General features: G+C 65.1%; 27 protein-coding genes. 12 read left to right on the top strand and 15 right to left on the bottom strand.

Annotation, left to right across the window (positions count from 1 at the left end; translation table 11 throughout):
- Positions 1-115 precede the first annotated feature (115 nt).
- On the top strand, positions 116-2,032 hold the full coding sequence (locus E5675_RS03395) for a proprotein convertase P-domain-containing protein (protein ID WP_136173345.1): 1,917 nt from the start codon (positions 116-118) through the stop codon (positions 2,030-2,032).
- Between the two features lie 47 nt (positions 2,033-2,079).
- A complete protein-coding gene (locus E5675_RS03390) occupies positions 2,080-3,453 on the top strand; it encodes a glutamate--cysteine ligase (RefSeq protein WP_136173344.1) in 1,374 nt (457 codons plus the stop codon).
- A gap of 264 nt (positions 3,454-3,717) precedes the next feature.
- Here the strand turns inward: E5675_RS03390 and E5675_RS03385 are convergent, their stop codons facing one another.
- Both E5675_RS03385 and E5675_RS03380 read right to left on the bottom strand, forming a co-directional pair.
- On the bottom strand, positions 3,718-4,425 hold the full coding sequence (locus E5675_RS03385; RefSeq protein ID WP_136173343.1) for a response regulator transcription factor CtrA: 708 nt from the start codon (positions 4,423-4,425) through the stop codon (positions 3,718-3,720).
- Between the two features lie 180 nt (positions 4,426-4,605).
- Positions 4,606-5,553 (bottom strand): LysR family transcriptional regulator, encoded by a 948-nt coding sequence (locus tag E5675_RS03380; RefSeq protein ID WP_136173342.1) that lies wholly within the window; start codon positions 5,551-5,553, stop codon positions 4,606-4,608.
- A gap of 134 nt (positions 5,554-5,687) precedes the next feature.
- Here E5675_RS03380 and E5675_RS03375 point away from each other — a divergent pair, with 134 nt between their 5' ends.
- From E5675_RS03375 to E5675_RS03345, 7 genes are all read left to right on the top strand, one after another.
- Entirely contained in the window at positions 5,688-6,386 is a 699-nt protein-coding gene (locus tag E5675_RS03375; RefSeq protein WP_136173341.1) for a pirin family protein, read from the top strand.
- 118 nt (positions 6,387-6,504) lie between these two features.
- Positions 6,505-7,101, top strand: a complete 597-nt coding sequence (locus E5675_RS03370; protein WP_136173340.1) for an NAD(P)H-dependent oxidoreductase — start codon at positions 6,505-6,507, stop codon at positions 7,099-7,101.
- Between the two features lie 4 nt (positions 7,102-7,105).
- Positions 7,106-7,906: a class III extradiol ring-cleavage dioxygenase gene (locus E5675_RS03365; RefSeq protein WP_136173339.1), complete on the top strand. Its 801-nt coding sequence runs from the start codon at positions 7,106-7,108 to the stop codon at positions 7,904-7,906.
- Positions 7,907-7,930: 24 nt separating this feature from the next.
- Positions 7,931-8,614 carry an RNA pseudouridine synthase gene (locus E5675_RS03360; protein WP_136173338.1) on the top strand — a complete coding sequence of 228 codons (684 nt, stop codon included), beginning with the start codon at positions 7,931-7,933 and terminating at the stop codon, positions 8,612-8,614.
- Complete coding sequence (arfB, locus tag E5675_RS03355) at positions 8,607-9,008, top strand: alternative ribosome rescue aminoacyl-tRNA hydrolase ArfB (RefSeq protein WP_136173337.1); 402 nt, start codon at positions 8,607-8,609, stop codon at positions 9,006-9,008. The genes E5675_RS03360 and arfB overlap by 8 nt, the downstream gene beginning before the upstream one ends.
- A gap of 8 nt (positions 9,009-9,016) precedes the next feature.
- Positions 9,017-9,607 (top strand): SOS response-associated peptidase family protein, encoded by a 591-nt coding sequence (locus E5675_RS03350; protein WP_247594763.1) that lies wholly within the window; start codon positions 9,017-9,019, stop codon positions 9,605-9,607.
- 87 nt (positions 9,608-9,694) lie between these two features.
- The gene (locus E5675_RS03345; RefSeq protein ID WP_168707782.1) at positions 9,695-10,024 is read left to right on the top strand and encodes a PilZ domain-containing protein; all 330 of its coding nucleotides are present in this window, start codon (positions 9,695-9,697) and stop codon (positions 10,022-10,024) included.
- Between the two features lie 4 nt (positions 10,025-10,028).
- On the opposite strand, the gene E5675_RS03340 is transcribed toward E5675_RS03345, so the two are convergent.
- On the bottom strand, positions 10,029-10,454 hold the full coding sequence (locus E5675_RS03340) for an EVE domain-containing protein (RefSeq protein WP_136173335.1): 426 nt from the start codon (positions 10,452-10,454) through the stop codon (positions 10,029-10,031).
- A gap of 131 nt (positions 10,455-10,585) precedes the next feature.
- On the opposite strand from E5675_RS03340, the gene E5675_RS03335 reads away from it, so the two are divergent.
- A complete protein-coding gene (locus tag E5675_RS03335; RefSeq protein WP_136173334.1) occupies positions 10,586-11,515 on the top strand; it encodes a 2-oxoglutarate and iron-dependent oxygenase domain-containing protein in 930 nt (309 codons plus the stop codon).
- A 158-nt stretch (positions 11,516-11,673) separates the two neighbouring features.
- Complete coding sequence (locus E5675_RS03330; RefSeq protein ID WP_136173333.1) at positions 11,674-12,744, top strand: alpha/beta fold hydrolase; 1,071 nt, start codon at positions 11,674-11,676, stop codon at positions 12,742-12,744.
- Positions 12,745-12,753: 9 nt separating this feature from the next.
- Here E5675_RS03330 and E5675_RS03325 read toward each other — a convergent pair whose 3' ends face one another.
- From E5675_RS03325 to E5675_RS03270, 12 genes are all read right to left on the bottom strand, one after another.
- On the bottom strand, positions 12,754-13,158 hold the full coding sequence (locus E5675_RS03325; RefSeq protein ID WP_136173332.1) for a ribose-phosphate pyrophosphokinase: 405 nt from the start codon (positions 13,156-13,158) through the stop codon (positions 12,754-12,756).
- Positions 13,134-13,949 carry a DUF1295 domain-containing protein gene (locus E5675_RS03320; RefSeq protein WP_136173331.1) on the bottom strand — a complete coding sequence of 272 codons (816 nt, stop codon included), beginning with the start codon at positions 13,947-13,949 and terminating at the stop codon, positions 13,134-13,136. The genes E5675_RS03325 and E5675_RS03320 overlap by 25 nt, the downstream gene beginning before the upstream one ends.
- Positions 13,946-14,569: a lysophospholipid acyltransferase family protein gene (locus tag E5675_RS03315; RefSeq protein WP_247594866.1), complete on the bottom strand. Its 624-nt coding sequence runs from the start codon at positions 14,567-14,569 to the stop codon at positions 13,946-13,948. Before E5675_RS03315 ends, E5675_RS03320 begins: the two co-directional genes overlap by 4 nt.
- A gap of 83 nt (positions 14,570-14,652) precedes the next feature.
- Entirely contained in the window at positions 14,653-15,468 is an 816-nt protein-coding gene (locus E5675_RS03310) for a ferredoxin--NADP reductase (protein WP_136173329.1), read from the bottom strand.
- Entirely contained in the window at positions 15,468-15,935 is a 468-nt protein-coding gene (locus tag E5675_RS03305; protein WP_136173328.1) for a hypothetical protein, read from the bottom strand. Before E5675_RS03305 ends, E5675_RS03310 begins: the two co-directional genes overlap by 1 nt.
- A 433-nt stretch (positions 15,936-16,368) precedes the next feature.
- Positions 16,369-18,681: a polyribonucleotide nucleotidyltransferase gene (gene pnp / locus E5675_RS03300; protein ID WP_136173327.1), complete on the bottom strand. Its 2,313-nt coding sequence runs from the start codon at positions 18,679-18,681 to the stop codon at positions 16,369-16,371.
- 192 nt (positions 18,682-18,873) lie between these two features.
- On the bottom strand, positions 18,874-19,143 hold the full coding sequence (gene rpsO, locus E5675_RS03295; protein ID WP_136173326.1) for a 30S ribosomal protein S15: 270 nt from the start codon (positions 19,141-19,143) through the stop codon (positions 18,874-18,876).
- Between the two features lie 25 nt (positions 19,144-19,168).
- Positions 19,169-20,125 (bottom strand): tRNA pseudouridine(55) synthase TruB, encoded by a 957-nt coding sequence (gene truB / locus E5675_RS03290; RefSeq protein ID WP_136173325.1) that lies wholly within the window; start codon positions 20,123-20,125, stop codon positions 19,169-19,171.
- A gap of 33 nt (positions 20,126-20,158) precedes the next feature.
- On the bottom strand, positions 20,159-20,566 hold the full coding sequence (locus E5675_RS03285; RefSeq protein WP_247594762.1) for a DUF6491 family protein: 408 nt from the start codon (positions 20,564-20,566) through the stop codon (positions 20,159-20,161).
- A 55-nt stretch (positions 20,567-20,621) separates the two neighbouring features.
- Positions 20,622-21,158, bottom strand: coding sequence for a GNAT family protein (locus E5675_RS03280; RefSeq protein ID WP_136173324.1), 537 nt, complete (start codon positions 21,156-21,158; stop codon positions 20,622-20,624).
- Complete coding sequence (locus E5675_RS03275) at positions 21,151-21,753, bottom strand: thymidine kinase (protein ID WP_136173323.1); 603 nt, start codon at positions 21,751-21,753, stop codon at positions 21,151-21,153. Before E5675_RS03275 ends, E5675_RS03280 begins: the two co-directional genes overlap by 8 nt.
- 41 nt (positions 21,754-21,794) lie before the next feature.
- On the bottom strand, positions 21,795-22,736 hold the full coding sequence (locus E5675_RS03270) for a bifunctional helix-turn-helix transcriptional regulator/GNAT family N-acetyltransferase (protein WP_136173322.1): 942 nt from the start codon (positions 22,734-22,736) through the stop codon (positions 21,795-21,797).
- A gap of 117 nt (positions 22,737-22,853) precedes the next feature.
- On the opposite strand from E5675_RS03270, the gene E5675_RS03265 reads away from it, so the two are divergent.
- On the top strand, positions 22,854-24,275 hold the full coding sequence (locus E5675_RS03265; protein ID WP_136173321.1) for a wax ester/triacylglycerol synthase family O-acyltransferase: 1,422 nt from the start codon (positions 22,854-22,856) through the stop codon (positions 24,273-24,275).

Here is a 24,275-nt window from a genome sequence, read left to right as displayed (position 1 = left end):
CATTTTAACCCGATATTAGCTATCCCGGCTCCATAGCGGCGTCATGCAACGGCGGGACCAGAGCCGATACCGCTGGCTGGGGGGCCAGTGTTTGCAGTCTGCGCGAGCCTGTATCATGCTCGTCTGGCTGGCGTTTACGCTTGCCGCCAATCCCGCCGCCGCGCAGACCACCACGACCTACAGCAACGTGACCGCGGGCACGATCAACGCCGCGACGACCTGCACCGCCCCGCTCGTGCGCAATTTCACCGTCGGCACCAGCTATACGGTCGGCGACGTCGATCTTGGTCTGCTCGCGACGCACAGCTGGCGCGGCGATCTGCGCGTCACGTTGCAGTCGCCCGCCGGAACGCGCGTCCAGCTGGTCAATGGTGATACCGGCAGCATCGACGGTAATAATTTCAACGTCCGCCTCGACGACGATGCGTCGCAGACGGTCAATACCGACGGCAACGATACCAATCATTCGAACAGCGCGCCGCCCTATCAGAATGTCTTCCGCCCCAATTCGCCGTTGTCGGCTTTCAACGGCCAGAACAGCGCGGGGACCTGGCGGCTTGAGATTTGCGACCAATATCCTTCGGCCGACAACGGCAATTTCGTCCGCGCCGACCTTTATCTCACCAGCGTGCCGTCGAGCTACGCCGACTTGTCACTGACCAAATCGGTCAGCAACGCGGCGCCGGCGTCCGGAGCTAGCATCAACTATGTGCTGAGCGTCACCAACGCGAGCGGGTCGACGCTGACTGCGACGGGAGTGACGGTGCAGGATAATTTGCCTGCGGGCTTCAGCTTTACGGGCGCGTCGGGCTTCGGCAGCTATAACAGCACCACCGGCGTGTGGACGGTGGGGACTATCCCGGCGGGGACCACGCGGACCTTGACGATCAGCGGGACCGTCGCGGCGACCGCGGGCGCGACCGTCACCAACGGCGCCGAGATCAGCGCCTCCTCGGCGTTCGATTTCGATTCAACCCCCGGCAACGGCGCAGCGGGCGAAGATGATCAGGACAACGCGAGCTTCACCGTATCGGGGACGCGCGTCGCGGGGACGCCGCCGGCGCTCGTCTGCCCGGTCGGCACGACGACGCACGACTGGGACGGCGTCAGCTGGCCCGCGGGGACCACGAGCGCCAGCGCGGCGCTGACTGCGATCGGGACGGCGAGCTTCAACATTGCGGTCAGCGGCGGCAGTTTCCTCAGCAACGCGACCTATGGCGGCCAATCGCCGACGCGACAGAATGCCGTCACCGGCGGACTGGCGCCCGCACAATATTCGATCTTCGAGCTCGTCGATTTCACCAGTCAGGCGGGAACCGTCACCACGACGATCGCGCTGCCGACCGCGGTGCCCGGTGCACAGTTCCGGCTGTTCGACGTCGATTATGCCTCGGGCCAGTTCGCCGACCGCGTCACCGTCACCGGCACATACAATGGCGCAACCATCTATCCTGTGCTCACCAACGGCTCCGCCAATTATGTGATCGGCAACAGCGCCTATGGCGACATATTGTCGGCCGACGGCAGCGCCGACGGCACCGTAACCGTGACCTTCAATACGCCCGTCGATGGCATCACCATCGAATATGGCAGCCACGCTCTCGCCCCCACCAATCCGGGCCAGCAAGGCATGGCGCTCCACGACATCATTTTCTGCCGCCCGGCCACGAATCTGGTGATCGCGAAGACGAACAGCATCGTCAGCGATCCGGTCAACGGCACGACAAATCCCAAGGCGATTCCAGGCGCCCGGATGCGATATTGCATCCTCGTCACCAACAATGGCAGCGGCACCGCGACGGGTATCACCCTCGCCGATCCGCTGCCCGCCGGCACGAGCTTCGTCGCCGGATCGCTGCGCAGCGGCACGAGTTGCGCAGGCGCGACGACCGTGGAAGACGATAATGCGAGCGGCACCGACGAGAGCGATCCGTTCGGCGCGTCGGTCGCTGGCACCACCATCGCCGCGACCACCGCGACGCTGTTGCCCGCTGCCGCGATGGCGATCGCGTTCGAGGTCGTGATCGACTGACGATCGGCCCCGATTGCATTCTATACCGGATAGTCTAAATGCGCGGCATGAGCACGCGCACCGCCTCCGACAGCAACGACCCCATCGTCGAAACCCGCGACCAGCTCGCGGCGCCCATGATCAAGGGCGAAAAGCCAAGGGACCGCTGGCGTATCGGCACCGAGCACGAGAAATTCGTCTATCGCACCGCCGACAATCGCGCTCCCTCATATGACGAACCCGGCGGTATCCACGATTTGTTGATGGCGCTCACCCGCTTCGGCTGGGAACCGGTGATCGAGGGCGGAAAGGTGATCGCGCTGGCGGGCAGCGACGGCACCGTCAGCCTCGAACCTGCGGGCCAATTGGAACTGTCCGGCGCGCCGCTCGAAAACCTCCACCAGACCTGCGCCGAGACCGGGCGGCATCTGAAGCAGGTGAAGGAAGTCGGCGCCGAACTCGGGCTCGGTTTCCTCGGGCTCGGCATGTGGCCCGACAAGACGCGCGAAGAACTGCCGATCATGCCCAAGGGGCGCTACAAGATCATGCTCGACCATATGCCGCGCGTCGGCAGCCTCGGGCTCGACATGATGCTGCGCACCTGTACGATCCAGACCAACCTCGACTATGCGAGCGAGGCCGACATGGTGCAGAAATTCCGCGTCAGCCTGGCTCTGCAGCCGCTCGCGACCGCGCTCTTCGCCAGCTCGCCCTTCACCGAAGGACGGCCCAACGGTTTCATGTCGTATCGCAGCCATATCTGGACCGACACCGACCCCGCGCGCACGGGCATGCTGCCCTTCGTGTTCGACGAGGGCTTCGGCTACGAGCGCTATGTCGATTATATGCTCGACGTCCCGATGTATTTCGTCTTCCGTGACGGCAAATATATCGACGCCGCGGGGCAAAGCTTTCGTGACTTTCTGAAGGGCGAACTGCCCGCGCTTCCGGGCGAGAAGCCGCGTCTCTCCGACTGGAACGACCATCTGTCGACCGCCTTTCCCGAAGTGCGCCTCAAAAGCTTCCTCGAAATGCGCGGCGCCGACGGGGGCCCGTGGAACCGCATCTGCGCGCTGCCGGCGCTGTGGGTGGGGCTGCTCTACGACCAAGGCGCGCTCGACGCGGCGTGGGATCTTGTCAAGGGCTGGAGCATCGAGGAGCAGCAGAGCTTGCGCGACGCAGTGCCAAGCGAAGGCCTCGACGCGCTCGCGCCCGGCGGCAGCACGGTCGGCGAGCTGGCGCATCACGTGCTCGACATCGCGGCTGCGGGGCTCAAGGCGCGCGGCGAGGTCAATTCGATGGGCGACAACGAGGTCGGCTTCCTCGAACCGCTCCGCCGCATCGCCAAAAGCGGCAAATCGCCCGCGCACGACCTGCTCGACCGCTACGAAGGACCGTGGAACCACGATCTTTCGAAAATCTATGACGAACTGAGCTTCTAAGGCGCCGCCGGCTTTGGGGTGGAGAGCTGCCATTGCATGCTCTCACTTTCGTCATCCCGGGCTTGACCCGGGACCCGCCTTTTCTTCCCGACGACGGCGAAAAGGCAAGGCAGGCCCCGGGTCAAGCCCGGGGTGACGGTAACGGGAATGTCCGCAATCGGCCGGTAGCCGCCTTCCAGCGCACAAGCCGCTACCGCCAAAAAGAAAACCGGCGCGGATCGCTCCGCGCCGGGTTCCCTCGGGTAATAGTTGAAGCGTTACGCGTCAGGCGACGCGGCGCACCTCATTGCCTTCGTCGTCGATGTCGCGAAGGACATAGCCGCGGCCCCAGACCGTCTCGATGTAGTTTTCGCCGCCGCAGGCGAGCGCCAGCTTCTTCCTGAGCTTGCAGATGAAGACGTCGATGATCTTCAGCTCGGGTTCGTCCATGCCGCCATAAAGGTGGTTGAGGAACATTTCCTTGGTCAGCGTCGTACCCTTGCGCAAGCTAAGCAACTCGAGCATCTGATATTCCTTGCCGGTCAGATGCACGCGGATGCTGTCAACCTCGACCGTCTTCGTGTCGAGATTGACCGCGAGCTTGCCGGTCTTGATGACGCTCTGGCTATGGCCCTTCGAGCGGCGGACGACCGCATGGATGCGCGCGACCAGCTCGTCGCGGTGGAACGGTTTGGTGACATAATCGTCGGCGCCGAAGCCGAACGAGCGCACCTTCGAATCCATTTCGGAAACGCCCGACAGGATCAGCACCGGCGTCTGCACCTTTGCAGTGCGCAGCTTTTTCAGCACGTCATAGCCGTGCATGTCGGGCAGGTTCAAGTCGAGCAGAATGATGTCGTAATCATAGAGCTTGCCGAGATCCAGGCCTTCCTCACCAAGATCGGTGGTGTAGACGTTGAAGCCTTCGGTCGTGAGCATCGTGTCGATCGCTTTCGCGGTCGTCGGCTCGTCCTCGATCAGCAGTACGCGCATTGGGCACCCCTTTTTCCCACGATAATCCCGCGAACCGATCGCATGACCATCAAGGATGTCACCGACCAACCCCCGTTGCAGGACTGCCGGAACATTAACCATGAAAGCAATGAAGGGAAAAGGTTAATTTTGATTTAACCCGCGGAAGTCCGCGAGTCGCGTCCAATTTGCAACACTCGCTCAGACCGTTTTCGGATCATGGTGAAGCGTCACATAGCGATCATGTGCCCCGGTACAGGACATTTTGAGCGTGTCGACAAGATGGTCCGAAAGCGCGCGCACGCGCGCTGGACGCAGCCGCGACGGCGGCGACAAAAGGTGCAGATGCGACTGCGGTGGCGACCAGTCGGTGAGGATCGGGACAACCGCGCCCGACGCCAGCGCGTCGGCGGCGATGAAGTCGGGCAGGAGGGCGATCCCGACCCCCGCGACGACGAGCGGCACCGCGATATCGCCATTGTTCGCGAACAAGGGGCCGGTGGGGAGCACCGTCGCTTCCTCATCCTTGCGGTGAAAATGGAGCGGCATCGCCCGCTGACGGTGGCCGTAACCGATCAACCGATGCCTCGCGAGATCGAGCGGATGCTTTGGCACGCCGTGCCTTTCCAGATAGGCGGGGCTCGCGATCACCGAAGCCGCGACGGGCGCGATCGTCCGTGCGAGTAGGCTTGAATCGGCAAGCGGCGCGATGCGCAGCGTCAGGTCGATGCCCTCGGCGACGGGGTCGTTGCGCGCGTCGCTCAACAGCACCTCGATCTCGACCGCGGGATGCTGGTCGAGGAAGGCCGCAAGCGGCGGGCCGAGCACCTTGATGCCGAAACTCATCGGAGCCGCGAGGCGGATCGGGCCGGCGAGGTCGAGCCGGTCGCCGCGCGCCGCCTCGGTCGCCGCGGTCGCCGCCGCGACCATCGTGCGTGCCTCGTCGAGCAGGCCCGCGCCCGCGGTCGACACCGCGACGACGCGCGAGCTCCGATGCAGCAGGGTGATGCCGAGCGACGCCTCGAGCCGCGTCACCGCCTTCGACACGCTCGCCTTCGACAGGCCGAGCGCGGCGGCGGCGGCGGTGAAGCTGCCGCCGTCGGCGACGGCAACGAAACAGGCCCAGCCTTCATAGTCGGGAAGTGCCACGCAATAGCTCCTGATTGGAAACGATGGTTTTCCATCTACGCTATTTTCGAAACGATCCAAGCGCCTATCTTGTCTTCAACAGATGAGCCGCAGGGCACCCAGGCCCAAGGGGCGGCAAGCAAAGGACAAGGCCAATGATCGATATTCGCAAATTCGACACGCTGGGCCACGCCGACCATGGCTGGCTCGACGCCCGTCACCATTTTTCCTTCGCAAACTACCATGATCCGAAGCGGATGGGCTGGGGCGCGCTGCGCGTCTGGAACGACGACGCCATCGCGGCGCAGTCGGGTTTCCCCCCGCACCCGCACCGCGACATGGAAATCATCACCTATGTCCGCACCGGCGCGATCAGCCACCGCGACTCCATGGGCAACGCCGGTCGCACCGCCGCGGGCGACGTCCAGGTGATGAGCGCCGGGACGGGCGTTACACACAGCGAGTTCAACCTCGAGGACGAGGAAACGACGCTGTTTCAGATCTGGATCATCCCCGATCGCGAAGGCGGAAACCCCGGCTGGGGCGCGCGCCAGTTCCCCAAGGCCGACCGTTCGGGCCAGTTCGTGACGCTGGCGAGCGGTATCGAGGGCGATGATGACGCGCTGCCGATCCGCGCCGATGCCCGCGTCGCCGCGGCAACGGTGAACGCCGGCGAAACTGTCTCTTACGAACTCGAGGCCGGACGCCACGCCTATCTGGTCGCCGCCAAGGGCCGCATCCGCGTCAACGGCGAGGCGGCCGACCCCCGCGACGGCATCGCGCTCCGCGATGTCGGCACGATCAGCGTCGAGGCGCTCGACGACGCCGAACTGGTACTCGTCGACAGCCTCTGACGAAACCCCCGGCCGCCGCCCTCCCCCTCCCCCGGCGGCGGCCACCCCGCCGCGGGCCTCTCCGGAAACGGACGGCTCGCGGCCCCCCTCTCCCCCGACCGCAAAAGGAGTATTTACGATGGCCCATATTCTTCGCATCGATGCCAGCGCCCGCAACGAAGGGTCGACCACCCGCTTGCTTGCCGACCGGCTCGTCAACCGCCTCGTCGAACAGAATTACGGCGCGACGCTGACCCGCCGCGATCTCAACGCCGCGCCGCCGGCGCTGCTGACCGAAGGCTGGGTCGGCGCCAATTTCACCGACGAGGCCGAGCGCAGCGACGAACAGAAGGCGCTGCTTGCCGGCTCGGATGAGTTGATCGCCGAACTCGAAGCCGCTGACACGATCGTCATCACCGCTCCCATCTATAATTTTGCGATCCCCGCGTCGCTCAAGGCCTGGGTCGACCTGATCGCCCGCGCGCGCCGTACCTTCCGCTATACCGAAGCCGGTCCCGAAGGGTTGCTGAAGGGCAAGCGCGCTTTCATCGTCTTCGCCTCGGGCGGCGTGCCGCTGGGCAGCGAGGTCGATTTCGCGAGCGGTTATCTCAAACACATCCTTCGTTTCGTCGGCATCACTGATGTCACCATCATCGCTGCCGACGGACATCTGATGGACGGCGACGCCCTCAATCGCGCAACCGCCGCGATCGGCGAGCTGAGCCAAGCGGCCTGACCCGATGCGCCGCCTGCCGAGCCTTTTCCTTTCGCACGGCTCGCCGATGATGGCGCTCGAGCCCAGCCCGGCGCGGGACTTCCTCGCCGGGCTGGGTGCCCATTTGCCGCGCCCGCGCGCGATCCTCGTCGTGTCGGCGCATCACGACGCGGCGTATCAGGGCGGGCGGGCAACGGTGACCGCGTCGACCGCGCCGCCGACGATCCACGACTTCGGCGGCTTCCCCGACGAACTGTTCGCGATGCGCTATCCCGCGCCGGGCGATCCGGCGCTGGCGGCACGGGTTGCCGAGTTGCTCGCCGGCCACGGTCTTCATGTCACCGCCGATGCGGACCGCGGCCTCGATCATGGCGCGTGGGTGCCGCTCTCACTCATCTATCCCGACGCCGACATTCCCGTCGTCCAGCTCTCGATCGCCTCGAATGCCACGCCCGAATGGCATTACGCGCTTGGCCAGGCGCTCGCGCCGCTGCGCGACGAAGGCGTACTGATCGTCGGGTCGGGCAGTATCACCCACAACCTGCGCGCGGTGTTTTCGGCGCGCCCGCCGATCGACGCGCCTGCCCCGGCATGGGTCACCGACTTCACCGACTGGATCGCGGAACGGATGTCTGCGGGGGCCATCCACGACGTGCTGAACAGCGTCCAGCACGCGCCGCACGGCGCGGACAATCATCCGACCCCCGATCATATATTGCCACTGTTCGTTGCGATGGGCGCCGGAGACGCGCCGCTCAAGGCCGAACGGCTGCACGCCAGCACGACCTACGCCGTGCTCGCGATGGACGTTTACGCTTTCGACTAAGGGGACAGCCGCCTATAGCGCGCCATGCTCCTTTCAGATCGTGTCCTATTCCTCGACGGCGAGGCCCTCGTCATCGACAAGCCAGCGGGCCTTCCCGTCGACGCGCCGCGCGACGGCAGCCTCAGCCTCGAAAACCATCTCGATTCCTTGCGGTTCGGCTTCAAGCGCTGGCCGCTCGCCGTCCACCGGCTCGACCGCGATACGTCGGGCTGCCTGCTCCTCGCGCGCAATCCCAAGGCGCACGGCCGCTTCACCCGCGCGTTCGAAAGCCGCGAGGTCGAGAAGCAATATCTGGCGATCGTCGACGGCGTGCCGGAGGGGGACAGCGGCACGATCGACCTGCCGCTTGCCAAGACCTCGACCGCCGAGACCGGCTGGCGCATGGTCGGCGACCCGAAAGGCAAGCCGTCGGTCTCGCACTGGGAGAAGCTCGCGGTCGTCGAGGGCCGCGCGCTGCTCCGCTTTCGTCCCGAAACCGGCCGCACCCACCAGCTGCGCGTCCACGCGCTCGAAGGACTCGGCTTCCCGCTCGTCGGCGATCCCGTTTACGGGCGCGGCGGCACGAAGACGCGCACGCTGCTTCATGCCGAAAGGCTGGTCGTAAAACGTGACGTCAAGCCGTCGATAATTGCCGAGGCGCCCTTCCCCGACGCGTTCGTCGCGTTGGGGTTCGCGGTGCCCGAAGGAGCGGAGCCGACGCGTGGCTGAAATCCCCGAAAGCGCGATCACCGAGAAGTTTCTCGCGGGGTCGGGTCCTGGGGGCCAGAATGTCAACAAGGTCGCGACCGCGTGCCAGCTACGCGTCGATGTTTTTGCGCTCGGCCTCGCGCCCGATGCCTATCGCCGCCTCAAGGCGCTCGCCGGGAGCAAGATGACTTCGGCGGGCGAACTCGTCATTCTCGCGCGCAGTTTTCGCACGCAGGAAGCGAACCGCGCCGATGCACGCGCGCGGCTGAACGAGCTGGTCGATGCCGCGCTCGTGCGTCCCGAACGCCGCATCAAGACCAAGCCGAGCAAGGCCGCCAAGGCGAAGCGCGTCGATAGCAAGAAGGCACGCAGCAGCATCAAGGCCGGACGCGGACGGGTGCGCGGCATCGACTAGGCGACCTGTTGACCAGCCTCTACCGCCTCGATGCGCCCGCGAGCATGATCGCCGCAACGTTCGGCGCCGAGGCGGGCGATGACCCGTGGATCGGCGATTATGTCGCGCCCGCACGCCCCGCGCCGGTGATCGTCAGCGACGGGCGCGGCGGATCGCGGCGCTGGCTGCGCCCGAAGCTGTGGGGGGTGCCGCCGCCGCCGCAGGGCACCGAGCCCGTCACGCACGTCCGCAATCTGACCAGCCCCTTCTGGATCGGCACCTTGCGCCATGCCGAACTGCGCTGCCTGATCCCCGCGACCGCCTTTGCCTATTGGTCGGGCGCGGACGGCGCGCGGCGGCAGCACTGGTTTTGGGTGCCGTCGCAGCCGATCTTCGCCTTTGCCGGGGTGGTGCGGCAGGGGGAGGATTGGCCGTGCTTCGCGATGCTGACAACCGACGCCAACCGGCTTGTCGGACATCACCAGCCCAAGGCTATGCCGGTGATCCTGCACCGCGACGATCATGCGACCTGGCTCTGCGGCGAATGGCGCGCCGCCGAGGCGCTTGCCGTTCCCTTTCCCGGCCAGTCGATGGCGGTCGGCGAAGCGCCGCCGGTATAGACCGATTTCACCATATCGCTTCACTTTGCGGTAACCAGCGGTGCCCTAAATCTGCCGCGACCAAGAATGACATGCAGGGACCGAACTGTGTTGGGGAATCACACCATCGAAACCGTAAAGGCGCCCAAGGGCGGGCGCGGCGCCGAACGCGCGCCGGTGACTGCGCGTGCGCGCTTCCGCGAACCGGGACTCAACCCCTTCGACGTCGAATTGTTCGACCTGTCATCGACCGGCTTTCGCATGGTAACGTCTTTCCGGCCGCAGATCGGCAAGCATATCTGGGTCAACCTGCCTGGGCTCCAACCGCTGGAGGCAGTCGTCCGCCGCGCCGACGGCAATAATTACGGCTGCGAGTTCGTGCACCCGCTCCATGTGTCGGTCGCCCAGCATCTGCAGGCGAAATTGCGCGGCCAGTAAGCGGTCAGCCCTCGGGCTTCTCCGACTTCTTCAATATATGTTTCCACTCGGCGGGCGTCACGCGCCCGACCGACAGCCGCGACTGGCGGATGAGGTCCATGTCGGCGAGCTTCGGATCGGCCTTGATTGCCGCGAGCGTCACCGGATGGGCGAACGCGCGCACCGGCGCGACGCGCACCACCACCCAGGGCGAGCCCTTGTCGGCGGTCGGGTCGGGAAAACTTTCCTCGGTGATCTCCATGATCCCGACGCATTCCTTGCCGATATTGCTGTGATAGAAAAAGGCTTCGTCACCCTTCTTCATCGCCATCATGTTGAGTTTCGCGGTGTGGTTGCGCACCCCGTCCCAGATGCCGGTGCCGTCCTTGACCAGCTGGTCCCACGCATAGGCGTCGGGTTCGGATTTCATCAGCCAATATTGCTTTGCCATGGCGGCGGGCTTAGCCGACCCGCGCGGCGGACGGAACCGCCTTTTTCCCTTTAACCGTCGCCGCGCAGCGCCTAAATCGCGACTCATGATGCGCCCGTGGCGCCGCCCCTTATCAGATGGACTTACCCCGCATGACCGCTGCCGTTCCCGTCATTTCCATGTCGCTTCCCGCCGACCAGTTCGCGAAGGATTTCGGGGCGTCGTTCGAACGCTTCGGTTTCGCGATGATCACCGATCACGGCATCGCCCCCGACCTGATCGACGAGGCTTGGGCGAAGGCGAAGGCCTTCTTTGCGCTGCCCGAGGAGGTCAAGCGCGCCTATCATATCGCGGGCGGCGGCGGCGCGCGCGGCTACACGCCGTTCGGGACCGAGATCGCCAAGGGCGCGAAGGAGGTCGACCTCAAGGAATTCTGGCACGTCGGCCGCGACCTGCCCCCAGGCCACCGCCTCGCCGCGCAGCAGCCGAACAATGTCTGGCCGAAGGAAGTCGACGGTTTCCGCGCCGCCTATGACAAGCTGTTCGCCGAATTCGACCGCGTCGGCGCGCGCCTTCTGTCGGGCATCGCGCGCTATCTCGGCCTCGCGCCCGATTTCTTCGACGACACCGTCGCCGACGGTAACAGCGTGATGCGCCTGCTCCATTATCCGCCGGTCGAGGCGCCCGCGAAGGGCATCCGCGCCGAGGCGCATGAGGACATCAACACGATCACCCTCCTCCTCGGCGCCGAGGAAGCGGGCCTCGAAATCCTCGACAAGGACGGCAGCTGGCTTCCCGTGTCGCCGCCGCCCGGCGCGATGGCGGTCAATGTTGGCGACATGCTCCAGCGGCTGACCAACAACCGCCTGCCCTCGACCACCCATCGCGTCCGCAATCCCGACGCGGGCCGCGCGAGCGTCGCGCGTTATTCGATGCCCTTTTTCCTCCACTTCCGTTCGGACTACCCGATCGAAACGCTCGAAAGCTGCATCGACGCGTCGCACCCGAACCTCTACCCGACGCCGATCACCGCCGACGACTATCTGCAGGAGCGGCTGCGCGAGATCGGGCTAAAAAAATAACCGAAATCAACGGGTAGCAAGGGCTTGACGGGTCACCGTTCGCCGGTTGGAATCGCGCGTTCGCCGACGATCGATTGCCCTTCGCCGGCAGCGATGCCAGAAGACGTCGGTCCCCCGCTCGCGCCGACGTCCGGCCGCGGCCGTTCCCGGAGATATTTATGCGACCCGCCGCCATCTGTTTCGCCTTCGTCGCGGCGCTCGGTGCGCTGCAACCCGCCGCGGCGGCGGAAACCTCACCCGGCCTGCCGTGGAGCGCGCCCGCAACGACCGAGGTCGTGGTGGAGGAGCGCAAGTTCACGAACGGCGACCGCGAGCTGTCGGGAACGCTGCACATGCCGCGCAGCGGCAAGCCCGTCGCGGCGATCGTCGTAACGCACAGCGCCTCGTCGCCGCTGCGCTCGGCGTCGCTCTACGATCATCTCAAGACGATTCTGCCGGTGCTCGGCATCGCCGTCTTCACTTACGACCGGCGCGGATCGGGCCAGTCGGGCAGCCAGAATGCCGGGGGCGATTTCACGCTCCTCGCCGACGACGCCATCGCCGCCGCGCGGAGCCTGAAGAGCGATCCGCGGATCGATCCGCGCCGCATCGGCACCTGGGGGCTGAGCCAGGGTGGCTGGATCTCGCCGCTCGCCGCGTCGCGCAGCCCCGACATCGCCTTCGTCGTGGCGGTGTCGGCGCCGATCGTGACCGCCGACGTCCAGATGATCTTTTCCTCAACGAACCATCTGAAATCCAATGGTTATTCCGCGGCCGACATCGAGCAGATGGTCGCGGCGCGCAAGGCGGTCGACGATTATATGCGCGGCACCGTGAGCCGCGCCGAAGCGCAGGCGAAGCTCGACGGGATCAAGGCCAAGCCGTGGTTCAAATATCTCTATATGGGCGAAACCTTCCGCGACCGCGACGTATCGGGTTGGCGCAAGGAGATCGAAAATGATCCGCTGGTCAATCTGAAGGCGGTCACCGTGCCGACCCTCATCCTGTTTGGCGCCGACGATGCGGTCGTCCCGGTCGCCGATTCGGCCAAGCGCCTGAAGGCCGTCGCGCCGCAAATGCCCAATATCGAGGTGCATGTGATTGCCGGCGCCGACCATGCGATGCAGATGTCCGCGGACCTCGAAACATCGCTGGACCCCAAGTACGACGGCACCGAACGTCCCGATTCGCCCGAATATTTCGCGCTGCTGGCGAGTTGGCTGGCAGCGCGGGGCTTCACCGGCGACTGAGGTTTCCTCCTATCGCCCCGCCCAATAATCGAACACTGCCTGCTGCTGCTCGCGGATGAAGCGTGCCGCCGCGGCACCCTCCCACGGCCCGTCATAGCCGAGGAGCAGCGCGGTGCCGCCGACCCACCAGCCCTGCCCCGGCAAGCGGTCGGACTCGCGGACGACCAGCACCGCAAGATCGGGTTCGCCGTCCGCCGCGCTCAGCCGGTCGACCTCTTCGAGCGTCCGGCACACCGCGCGCATCTTGGGCCGCGTGAAGCGAAAGCCGAGGTCGCCGAGCAGTTCGGAGTAGCTGACGCTGCGCCCCGCGCGCGCCGCCTCGATCAGGATCGCGCGGATGCGCGGCGCGTCGCCGAGCGCCGACACATCCGCCGGGCGTTCATCGCCGCCTAAGCCCCGGTCTTTGGCGGCCATGGAATGAAGCCCGACGTACGTTTCACATAGTCGGCATAAGCGGGCCGCGTCTTGTGCAGCCCCTTTTCGAGCAAGGCCTTGCCCGACCATCTGGTAAGAGTGAAGGTCAGGAAGACCGGCCCGATGAGGCTCGCGAGCGCGGGTCCCCAGCCGAGATCGAGCACGACGAGCCAGATGCCCCACCAGGTCAGCGCGTCGCCGAAATAATTGGGATGGCGCGTATAGCGCCACAGGCCCGTGTCGAGCACTCTGCCCCTGTTCGCGGGATCCTTGCGGAACGCGTCGAGCTGTGCATCGCCGATGCTTTCGAACGCGACGCCCGCGAGCGCCGCAGCGGCGCCAAGCCAGCCGACGAACCCGATGCCCTGAGGGGCGCTCGCGCTCGCCCAGATGCCGATCTGCGCGGGCAGGCAGGTGAGGAAGAGCAAGGGCGCCTGCGTCAGGAAAACGGTGAGCAGCGCGGTCTTTGCCCAGCTCCACTTGCGCTTCTCGATCCTGTTCGCGAGCATTTTTCTGTAGCGCGGATCTTCGCCGTCGCGCGCCCAGCGGATTATGAGGTGGATCGCAAGCCGCAGCCCCCAAAGCGTCGTGAGGCCGAGAAGCAGCTTCGCATGCGGCGCCTCGAAACCGGCCTGCCACGCGGTGCCCCATGCGAGAAGCACCATGCCGAACGCCCAGAAGGCATCGATGAACGAGACGTCGCGGATCAACGTCGCGACGCCCCACAACAGCAGGATTACGCCGAGCAATCCCGCGAAATTGACGCCGAGCAGCGAAAGGGCGTCACTCATGCACGCATGTCCGGTTCCTCATCGGCGCCGACTATATCATCGATCGAGCGGACCGCACGCTCGGGAAATCGGGGAACGCAATTTTTATAGCTTTCCAGCACCTTCACCATGTCGGCCCGAAAATCGCCACTCGGCCAGATCAGCGGGCCGATCCCCCCTGTCCTGGTGCCATAATCCATCAGCCCGACGACCATCGGCACCTTGGCCGCGAGCGCGATCTGGTAAAATCCGGTGCGCCATTTTTTGGCCTTGCCGCGCGTTCCCTCTGGCGCGACGGTGAGCATGAATTCGCTTCGGCGCGCAAATTCCCGCACCATCTGCTCGACGACATTGCCGCCGCCGCGGCGGTCGACGGGAACGCCGCCCATCTGGCGGATGAAGCCGCCGAGCGGCCAGCGGAACAGCGACAGCTTGGCCATGAAATGCGGGCGGACACCGAGGTCGGCGGTCAGGCCAAGGAAATTGACGAAATCCCAATTGCTGGTGTGGGGCGCCGCAATCAGGATGAAGCGCCGCGGCTTGGGCACCACGCCCGCGGCTTTCCAGCCGCGCAGCCGGTACAACAGAAGCAGCAGCCGGCGCACGGCGCGCGCCACCAGCCCCGGCGGGTCGTCTTCCATCGGTGTCACGCCTCCTCCCCTTCCCTCGGCACCGATTGCGCGAAAGCCGCGCGCCGCGCAAGGGGCGAGGAAGGGGCGGCGGATCAGCCGACGAACGCGCGCTCGATCACGAAGTCGCCGGGCGCGGCGTTCGAGCCTTCTTTGAAGCCCAGCTCCTCGAAGCGCGCCTGCAGGTCGCGGATCATCGCCATGCTGCCGCACATCATGACGCGGTCGGTCGCGGGGTCGAAGGCGGTCGGGCCGGTCAGCGGATGACCGAAGAGCGAACCGTCCTCAATCAGCGCGTCGATGCGGCCGGTGGTGCGGAAGGGCTCGCGGGTCACCGTCGGCAGATAATGGAATTGCAGCAGCGCCTGATCCTGCACCAGCGGATCCCCGGCGAGCTGGCTTTCGAGCTCTTCGCGGAAAGCAAGGTCGCTGACCTGCCGCACGCAATGGACGATCACGATCTGGTTGAAGCGATCGTAGATGTCGGGATCGCGCGCGAGGCTGAGGAACGGCGCGAGCCCGGTTCCAGTCGACAGCATGAACAGGCGCCGTCCGGGGGTAAGCGCGTCGGCGACGAGCGTGCCGGTCGGCTTGCGGCCGAGATAGACGGGGTCGCCCGGCTGGATCTTCTGCAGCCGCGAGGTCAGCGGGCCGTCGGGCACCTTGATCGACAGGAATTCAAGTTCGTCGGCATAGGCGGGGCTGGCGATCGAATAGGCGCGCAGCAAGGGACGCCCCTCACCCGGCAGACCGATCATCACGAACTCGCCCGAGCGAAAGCGAAAGCTCGGCGGGCGGGTGATGGTGAAGCTGAACAGATGCTCGTTCCAATGGCGCACCGAACGCACCTCCTCGACGGTCAGCGAGGCGGAGGGGGCGAGCTTGGCGGCTTCGGCGATACGGTCACTCATCACTTTGAACTTTCCTGATGTGTCATGGCGCTGGCCGCGAGGACCGGCATATCGAAACCCGCCGCTACCAACCGGTCGGCCGCGGCGCCCATCGCCTTTGCGATCGAGCCGACGCTGTCTCCCTCGGCCAGCAAGGCCAGCAAGGCCAGCGTCGCATGGGCATTTGCGGTTTCCCCAAGCGAAATATCGCGCCAGAGTCCAAGCAGAATTGCTTCATCCTCTGAAATCTGGAGGCATGGCATCGGGGCAAGGACGAGCGTGTCCACCGCATCGCCGCCGAGCAGCGCCATCGCGACATGGAAATCGGGCAGCGCGTCCGCCGCATTCACGGCGGCAAATCCGCGGTGCAGCTTCCGCGGCGAACACTGACCGCGCTCGGCGGCCGAGACCCACCCCCGCATCGCCCATAGCAGGAAGCGCCCGCTGTTGCAGAGACTTTCCACCGGCCGGTCAACGAAGGCGTACATCGATTCCCTTTACAACGCGCATGTGTGCGGTGTCGGCGGGCTTATATGTTATTGCAAGTCATTTGCAATCTAGAAATAGCCGCCGTGACGATTTCAAGGACCGTTCTACGGCTAGCGACCGGAAGTGGGCATTCTTTTGAACCGTCACCCCGGACTTGATCCGGGGTCCACGACTTCGACGCCGCAGTGGATCCCGGATCAAGTCCGGGATGACGAAGGTCTAAAAAACGATCGTTAGTTGCCATTCCCTGTCTTCGTCATTCCCGCGAAAGCGGGAACCCAGCGAGCCAGCGCAGCCACTGGGTTCCCGCTTTCGCGGGAATGACGAGGGTGGGGAGGAACGACAGCTCTCCACCCCGACGCCGACATTCTGTGGCGACAAAAAAGGGGCCGCCTTTCGGCGACCCCTTCTCTGTTCCGGTATCGGAAAGACTTAGTCCTTCAGGAAGTCGGGCACATGGCCCTGATCTTCCGGACCGTCTTCGCTGCGCTCGCGGCGCGGACCGCGATCGCCGCGGTCGCCACCATCGCGGCGGGGACCACGGTCACGGCCGCCACGGCCACGGTCGCCGCCATCACGGCGCGGACCACGATCGCCACGGTCACCACGTTCGCGCGGTTCGCGGGCCGGACGGGTGTCTTCCAGCTCTTCGCCGGTTTCCTGGTCGACGACGCGCATCGACAGGCGAACCTTGCCGCGCGGATCGATCTCGAGGACCTTGACCTTGACTTCCTGGCCTTCGCTCAGGACGTCGGCGACCTTCTCGACGCGTTCGTTCTTGATTTCGCTGACGTGAACGAGGCCGTCCTTGCCGCCCATGAAATTCACGAACGCCCCGAAATCGACGAGGTTGACGACCTTGCCGTCGTAGATCTTGCCGACTTCGGCTTCCTCGACGATGCCCGCGATCCACTTGCGCGCGGCTTCGATCTGATCGAGGTCGCTCGACGAGATCTTGATCACGCCTTCGTCGTCGATGTCGACCTTGGCGCCGGTGGTCGCGACGATCTCGCGGATCACCTTGCCGCCGGTGCCGATGACGTCGCGGATCTTCGACTTGTCGATCTGCATCGTCTCGATGCGCGGTGCGTGCGCCGACAATTCGCTGCGGGTTTCGCCGAGCGCCTTGTTCATTTCACCCAGGATGTGCGCGCGGCCTTCCTTGGCCTGGTTGAGCGCGGCCTCGAAGATCTCGCGCGTGATGCCCGCGATCTTGATGTCCATCTGCATCGTGGTGATGCCTTCGGACGTGCCCGCGACCTTGAAGTCCATGTCGCCGAGGTGATCCTCGTCGCCCAGGATGTCCGACAGGATCGCATAGTCCTTGCCTTCGAGGATCAGGCCCATCGCGATGCCCGAGACGGGGCGCTTGATCGGTACACCGGCGTCCATCATCGCGAGCGAACCACCGCAGACCGACGCCATCGACGACGAGCCGTTCGACTCGGTGATGTCGCTGGTGAGGCGGATCGTGTAGGGGAAGTCCTCCTTCGTCGGCAGCACGGGGTGCAGCGCACGCCATGCGAGCTTGCCATGACCGACTTCGCGGCGGCCCGGCGCGCCGAAGCGGCCGACTTCGCCGACCGAATAGGGCGGGAAGTTATAGTGCAGCATGAAGTTCTGGTACGACAGGCCATTGAGGCCGTCGACCATCTGTTCGCTTTCCTTGGTGCCAAGGGTAGCCGTGGCAATCGTCTGCGTTTCGCCGCGGGTGAACAGCGCCGAACCATGCGCGCGGGGCAGGAAGTGCGTTTCGGCGACGATCGGACGGATCTGCGTCGTCGTGCGGCCGTCGATGCGCTTGCCGTCCTTCAGGATGGCGGTGCGAACGATTTCGGCTTCGAGCTTCTTGGTCAGCTTGATGCCGGCCATGACTTCCTGCGGGGACAGGCCGTCGGCGGCGAAGCTTTCCTTCGCCTTCGCGCGCGCCTCGTTGAGCGCGTTCGAACGGGCCGATTTATCGGTCAGCTTGTAAGCGGCGGCGATGTCCTTGCCGATCAGCTTCTTGAGCTTGTCCTTGAGTCCGGCGTTGTCGTCGCCGGCGGCGACTTCCCACGGATCCTTGGCCGCCTGTTCGGCGAGCTTGACGATCGCCTTGACGACTTCCTTGCACGCGTCGTGCGCGAACAGGACGGCGCCGAGCATGACCTCTTCCGAGAGTTCATTGGCTTCGGATTCGACCATCATCACCGCGTCGTAGGTCGCAGCAACCACAAGATCGAGGTCGCCTTCGGCAACCTGTTCGTCGGTCGGGTTGAGGATATATTCGCCGTCGACGTAGCCGACGCGCGCGGCGCCGATCGGGCCCATGAAGGGCACGCCCGAAATGGTGAGCGCGGCTGACGCCGCGACCATCGCGAGGATGTCGGGCTCGTTGTGGCCGTCATAGCTCAGCACCTGAGCGATGGCGTTGATTTCGTTGTAGAAACCTTCGGGGAACAGCGGGCGGATCGGGCGGTCGATCAGGCGGCTGACCAGCGTTTCCTTTTCGGTCGCGCCGCGCTCGCGCTTGAAGAAGCCGCCCGGGATGCGGCCGGCGGCCGAATATTTTTCCTGATAATGGACGGTGAGCGGGAAGAAGTCCTGCCCCTCCTTCACCGACTTCGCGGCGGTCACGGCGCACAGGACGACCGTTTCGCCCAGCGTCGCCATCACGGCGCCGTCGGCCTGGCGGGCAACCTTGCCCGTTTCGAGCGTCAGCGTTTCACCGCCCCACTCGATCGATACTTTTTTCACGTCAAACATGTGGTTTCCTTCGCCCGCCGGGCCCTATGCCGGGCGGGGCCTCTGATTCCGGGCAGTCCGGCCCGGGGCGGTTCAGGGCGTCTGTCTGCCCTTATGGCGGTCCCGCCGGATGCGGGAGCGGCCCTGTGGTCCGGCATTTTGCGCGGAGCCAATATGACAGCGGCCCCGGAAATCCGGGGCCGCCAGAAATTCTTACTTGCGGAGACCCAGCTTCGCGATGAGAGCCTGATAGCGACCCTCGTCCTTCTTGCGAAGATAGTCGAGGAGGCTGCGGCGCTTGTTGACCATCATCAGAAGGCCGCGGCGGCTGTGGTTGTCCTTGTGGTGCGCCTTGAAATGCTCGGTCAGCGTGTTGATGCGGTCGGTCAGGATCGCGACCTGGACTTCCGGCGAACCGGTATCACCCTTTTCGCGGGCATTGTCCTTGATGACTTCGGCTTTGCGCTCGGCGGTAATCGACATATCTTTTTTCCTCGAACATCCTTGTTTACAGATTGAAGCCCCGGACGACCTTCAGCGTTCCCGCCAAAGCCTCAATCAGGGCAACGGGACGCATTTCGCTGTCCCTTCCCCAATAGAGCCCGTCTTCGGTGCTACCCCCGGTCCAGACGCGACCCTGACGGATCGCCCCTGCCGCTTCCGGGGAAAGGTTCAGAGCCGGGATGTCGACCAGCCCTGCCTCGAGCGGCAGAAATATTTCTGATTGGGCGGCCCCTTGGCCGAATGCGTTCAATTTGTCCAGCGAAATCGCCTGTTCGAGCGCGAAGGGGCCCGCCTTGGTGCGGCGGAGCATCGTGACGTGACCAACGCTGCCGACCGCGCGCGCGATGTCGCGCGCGAGGCTGCGGATATAGGTGCCCTTCGAGACATGGGCAGTGAGGGTGATCGATTCGAGCCGCCCCCCTGCCTCGTCACCCCGGACTTGATCCGGGGTCCCGCTTTTCACCGTCGCTGAGCGGGACCCCGGATCAAGTCCGGGGTGACGAAGAGAGTAGATCGTCACGCTCCGCGCCTTCATCTCGACCGCTTCGCCCTTGCGCGCGCGGTCATACGCCCGCTCGCCGTCGATCTTGATCGCCGAATAGGCCGGCGGCACCTGCTCGATCGGTCCGGTGAAACGCGGCAGCACTGCCTCTACCTCGGCAAGCGTCGGTCGCGCATCGCTCGTCGCGACCACCTCGCCCTCGGCGTCGAGTCCCGCCGTCTCCGTCCCGAAGGCGATGGTGAAATCGTAAACCTTGCTCGCATCGAGCATCCGCCCGCAGAGCTTGGTCGCCTCGCCGAGCGCGATCGGCAGTACCCCCGACGCGAGCGGATCGAGCGTGCCGCCATGGCCGACCTTGACCTTGCCGAGCCCCGCCTCGCGGCACACGCGCTTCACCGCGCCCACCGCCTGCGTCGAGCCGAGCCCTACGGGTTTGTCGAGAATGATCCAGCCGTTCATCGAAGCGCCGCTAGGCGCGCCGGGCGGCGATTGTCAATTTGCTGCGGGCTTTTCGCCCATGATGTCCTTCGACTTGTCGCGCTTCGACGGTGGCGGGGCCGAGGTGACGAAAGAGGTCAGCGGGCAGCGTTCGCCGCGCACGATGATCGATGCGAATTTGTCGAGCCGCCCGGCGCCGCGTGTTTCGACGCCGATCGCCTGGGCGAAATCGACGTCGCGGCAAAAGCCGGCAAAGATGCCATAATACCAGTTGCGCTGGCGGTCCTGAATCCAGATGCCGCGGCCGCGGTCGGCCTGCCAGTTGCGGATCGAGCTGTCGCTGGGGAATACGATGCTGGCCTCGACACCCAGCGCACGCTTTTCTTCAGTAGGCTCGATGGCCGCCGCCGCAGAAAGGGGAAGCAGCAAGGCGGCCAGGGAGAGTGCGAGTTTCGGTTTCATGATGACGATGCGCATAGCAGACCGAGTCTGAACCCGTGCTGACCCCTTCCGGCGGTTATCGCCCCCATTCGTCCGCTAGCAGCGACCAGAGGCCGGTGTCGCGCACATAGCCTGTCCAGGTGACGCGTTCGGAGCGCAGCACGCCCTCCTTGGTGCAGCCAAGTTTGGCGACGGCCGCCTGGCTGCGCTTGTTGCGTTCGTCGATGCGAAATTCGATGCGGCGGATGCCCGCCGCGAAGGCGTGATCGATCATCAGCTTCTTGAGCCGCCCGTTGAGGCCCGTGCCGCGCGCTTCGGGGTGGATATAGGAGTTGCCGATCTCGACCGTCTGCGCCGACATGTCGGGACGCAGCCAGGCGGTCATGCCGACGAGCCGCTCGCCGTCGAAGATCGCATAGGGCATGCGGAACTTGCCGCCGATCAGCGTGTCGAAGCTCCGGTCGAAATGCTCCGGATCGAAACTCGACGAATAGATCGGCCAGACGTCGGCATCGGCGGCGCAAGCGGCGCGGAGCGCTTCCCGGTGGGACTCGGCCAGCTTGACAAGCCGCAGGTCACCGTCGGCGAGTTCGGTGTAAAGACGATCAAGCATCGGCAAGCGCCTCCGCTGCTTCGCGCCGTTTCGCCATGAAGTGACGCCGGCACATCGCGACATAGCGGTCGTTGCCGCCGATCTCGGTCTGCGCGCCCTCGACCACCGCGCGGCCGTTTTCGTCGACGCGCAGGTTCATCGTCGCCTTGCGCCCGCATTCGCACACCGCCTTCAGTTCGACTAGCGCATCGGCGAGCCCAAGCAGCGCAGCCGATCCGGGAAAGAGCTCGGCCGAAAAATCGGTGCGGAGGCCGTAACAGAGCACCGGGATGTCCGCCTCGTCGGCGAGCCGCGCCAATTGCAGCACCTGTTCGCGCGACAGGAATTGTGCCTCGTCGACGAGCACGCAAGCGAGCGGGCGCCGGCAGCTCTCCCCGGTCGCCGCCGCGAACATGTCGCTGTCGGGGTCGAATTTATGCGCCTCGGCAAGCAGACCGATGCGGCTGGTGATCTGACCGGCGCCATAACGGTCGTCGAGCGCCGCGGTCCATAACATCGTTTCCATGCCGCGCTCGCGATAGTTGAAATCCGCCTGCAGCAGCGTCGTCGACTTGCCCGCATTCATGCTGGCGTAGTAGAAATAGAGCTTGGCCATGGCCGGTGCTTAGGAGCAATCCGGGCGGCGTTCCACCCCGTTCAGGCGGTGAGCCGCAACCGCCAGCTTTCGCTCACTTCGGGCTTGCCGAAATCGTCATGCGTTTCGACCGACTCGACCGTGAACCCCTGCGCCGCGTAGATTTTGCGCGCGCTGGTCAGCACGGCGTGTGTCCAGAGCACGATCTCGCGATACCCCGCCGCGCGGGCAAATTCGACGCAGCGCGCGACGAGGTCGGCACCGATCCCGAGCCCGCGCGCTTCGGGCTCGACAAAGAGGAGGCGCAGCCGCGCGACGCGCTCATCCTCGGCAACCAGAAAGACCGAACCCATCATGCGCCCAGCACGCTCGGCGATCCAGCATTGCTCGCGGCCGGGCTGGAAACCGCGAATGAAGGCGGCGGTAATCTCGCCGATCAGCGCTTCCATCCCGGATCCCCAGCCATAGACCTGGTGGTAGAGAATCGCCTGCCGCGCGGTGATCATGCCCATGTCGCCCACCGCCCACGTCCTGACGCGATAGGGCTCACTCCCGGCGCGGCCCAGCCGGTCGGCGATCCAGTCGATGGCGGCGCTCAGCGTCGCCATATCCGGATCGGGCAACCCGCCCAGAAGCTGTGCCGTCTGGTCGAAGGTTCGCGCATCGAGCGCGGCAAAGGCCGCGCGACCTTCGTCGGTCAGCACGATCGGCCGCTCGCGCGCGTCGACACCGCGCCCACGCGCGATCCAGCCGCGCCGCACGAACTTGCCGATAATCCGGCTGAGATAACCGGCGTCGACGCCCAGCTCTCGCTGAATTTGTTTGGCGAGGGCCGGCTCGCCTACCGCGATCTCATACAAGATCCGCGCTTCGACGAGCGACAGTTCGCTGCCCATATAGTGCGGATCGAGCGCACCCATCCGCCGGGTATAGAAGCGGTTGAAGCGTCGCAGCGCTGCAACGGCGGGCACGAGCGTCGGGCTAGGATCAGGAGAAAGGGCCATGACTCGACCCTCGTGCTATTAATTGCCGATGTCAACTATTATGCCTCGCTTGACTCGTTCCCGGCGGGTGCCATGCTGCGCGCAAGAGATGCAGCATAAACAGTGGGAGAGCTGCCGATGCGGTTGATGCCGGTGACCGACGCGATGTTCCTGTGGGGGGAGAGCCGCGAGATGCCGATGCACATCGGCGGCATCAATCTCTACACTCTGCCCGAGGGCGCCGACGAAACCGAATGGCTGAACGAACAGCTCGCGCTGCTCCGCCAGTCGGAGGGCCTCAGGCGGCCGTTCAGCGAAGTGCTGAAGCTGACCCCGCTCGGCCAGTACGGTCCGATCCGCCTCATCCCCGACCGCGACATCGACATGCATTACCATGTCCGCGCAGCGGCGCTGCCCAAGCCGGGGCGCTACCGCGAGATGTTCGAACTCGCCTCACGGCTCCATTCGGGACTGCTCGACCGGACGCGGCCCTTATGGGAAATCACGCTGATCTCCGGCCTGCCCAACCGCCAGATCGCGACTTTCAAGAAGGTTCACCACGCCCTGATGGACGGCGCCGCAAGCATCCATTTCTATAATTCGATGCTGTCGGCAGATCCCAAGGAACGCCGCGCCGCCTCGCCGCTCTCGGTCGAGGCCTATGAAGCGTACAAGCGCCTCTTTCCGCCCCCCAAAAAGCCGGCGCGCCCGAACCTCACCGACATCAAGGCGATCGGCGATTTCCTGAAGGAGCAATGGGGCAACAGCGTCGGCGTGACCAAGGCGATGAACCAGTATCTCGCCGCGATGTTCGGCATCGGCGGCGATGGCCTTGCGACCCCCTTTGCCGGGGTGCCGCGCACCAGCTTCAACCGCAACATCACCGGCGCGCGGCGTTTCGTCGCGCAAAGCTGGTCGCTGGAACGTGTGCGCGCGATGGGCAAGGCCTATGACGGAACGATCAACGACGCGGTGCTCGGCATGTGCGCGGGGGCGATGCGCAAATATCTTCAGTCGCTGAACGAGCTCCCCGACAAGCCGCTGAAGGCCATGGCGCCCGTATCGATCCGCCCGAAGGACGATATCGATTCGGGCAATTCGGTGGCGTCGGTCACCGCGAACCTCGCGACGCATATCGACGACCCCGCGACGCGCATGGCGATGATCCAGGAATCGATGAATTCCGCAAAGGCGCAGCTTCGCGCGATGACCGCGGCGCAAATCCAGCTCTATACCGCGATCACCAGCTTCCCGATGATGCTCACCGCGCTGACGCGCACGGCCGACAAATTCCCGGCCTATTCGGTGACGATCTCGAACGTTCCCGGCCCGCGCGAGCAGATGTACTGGAACGGCGCGCGCCTCGACGGCATGTATCCCGCGAGCATCCCCGTCGACGGCATGGCGATGAACATCACGCAGGTCTCGAACTTCAGAAATATCGACTTCGGCATCACCGCCTGCCGCCGCAGCGTACCGCACGCGCAGCGGATGATCGACTATCTGGAGGAAGCGCTGGTCGAGCTTGAGGCGGCAGTGGGGATCAGGAAGGGAAAATAG

Source organism: Sphingopyxis sp. PAMC25046 (assembly GCF_004795895.1).
In the GTDB taxonomy this organism is placed as follows: Bacteria; Pseudomonadota; Alphaproteobacteria; order Sphingomonadales; family Sphingomonadaceae; genus Sphingopyxis.
Note: the sequence above shows the minus strand (reverse complement) of the source record. Positions and strands in the feature narration are given on the sequence as shown.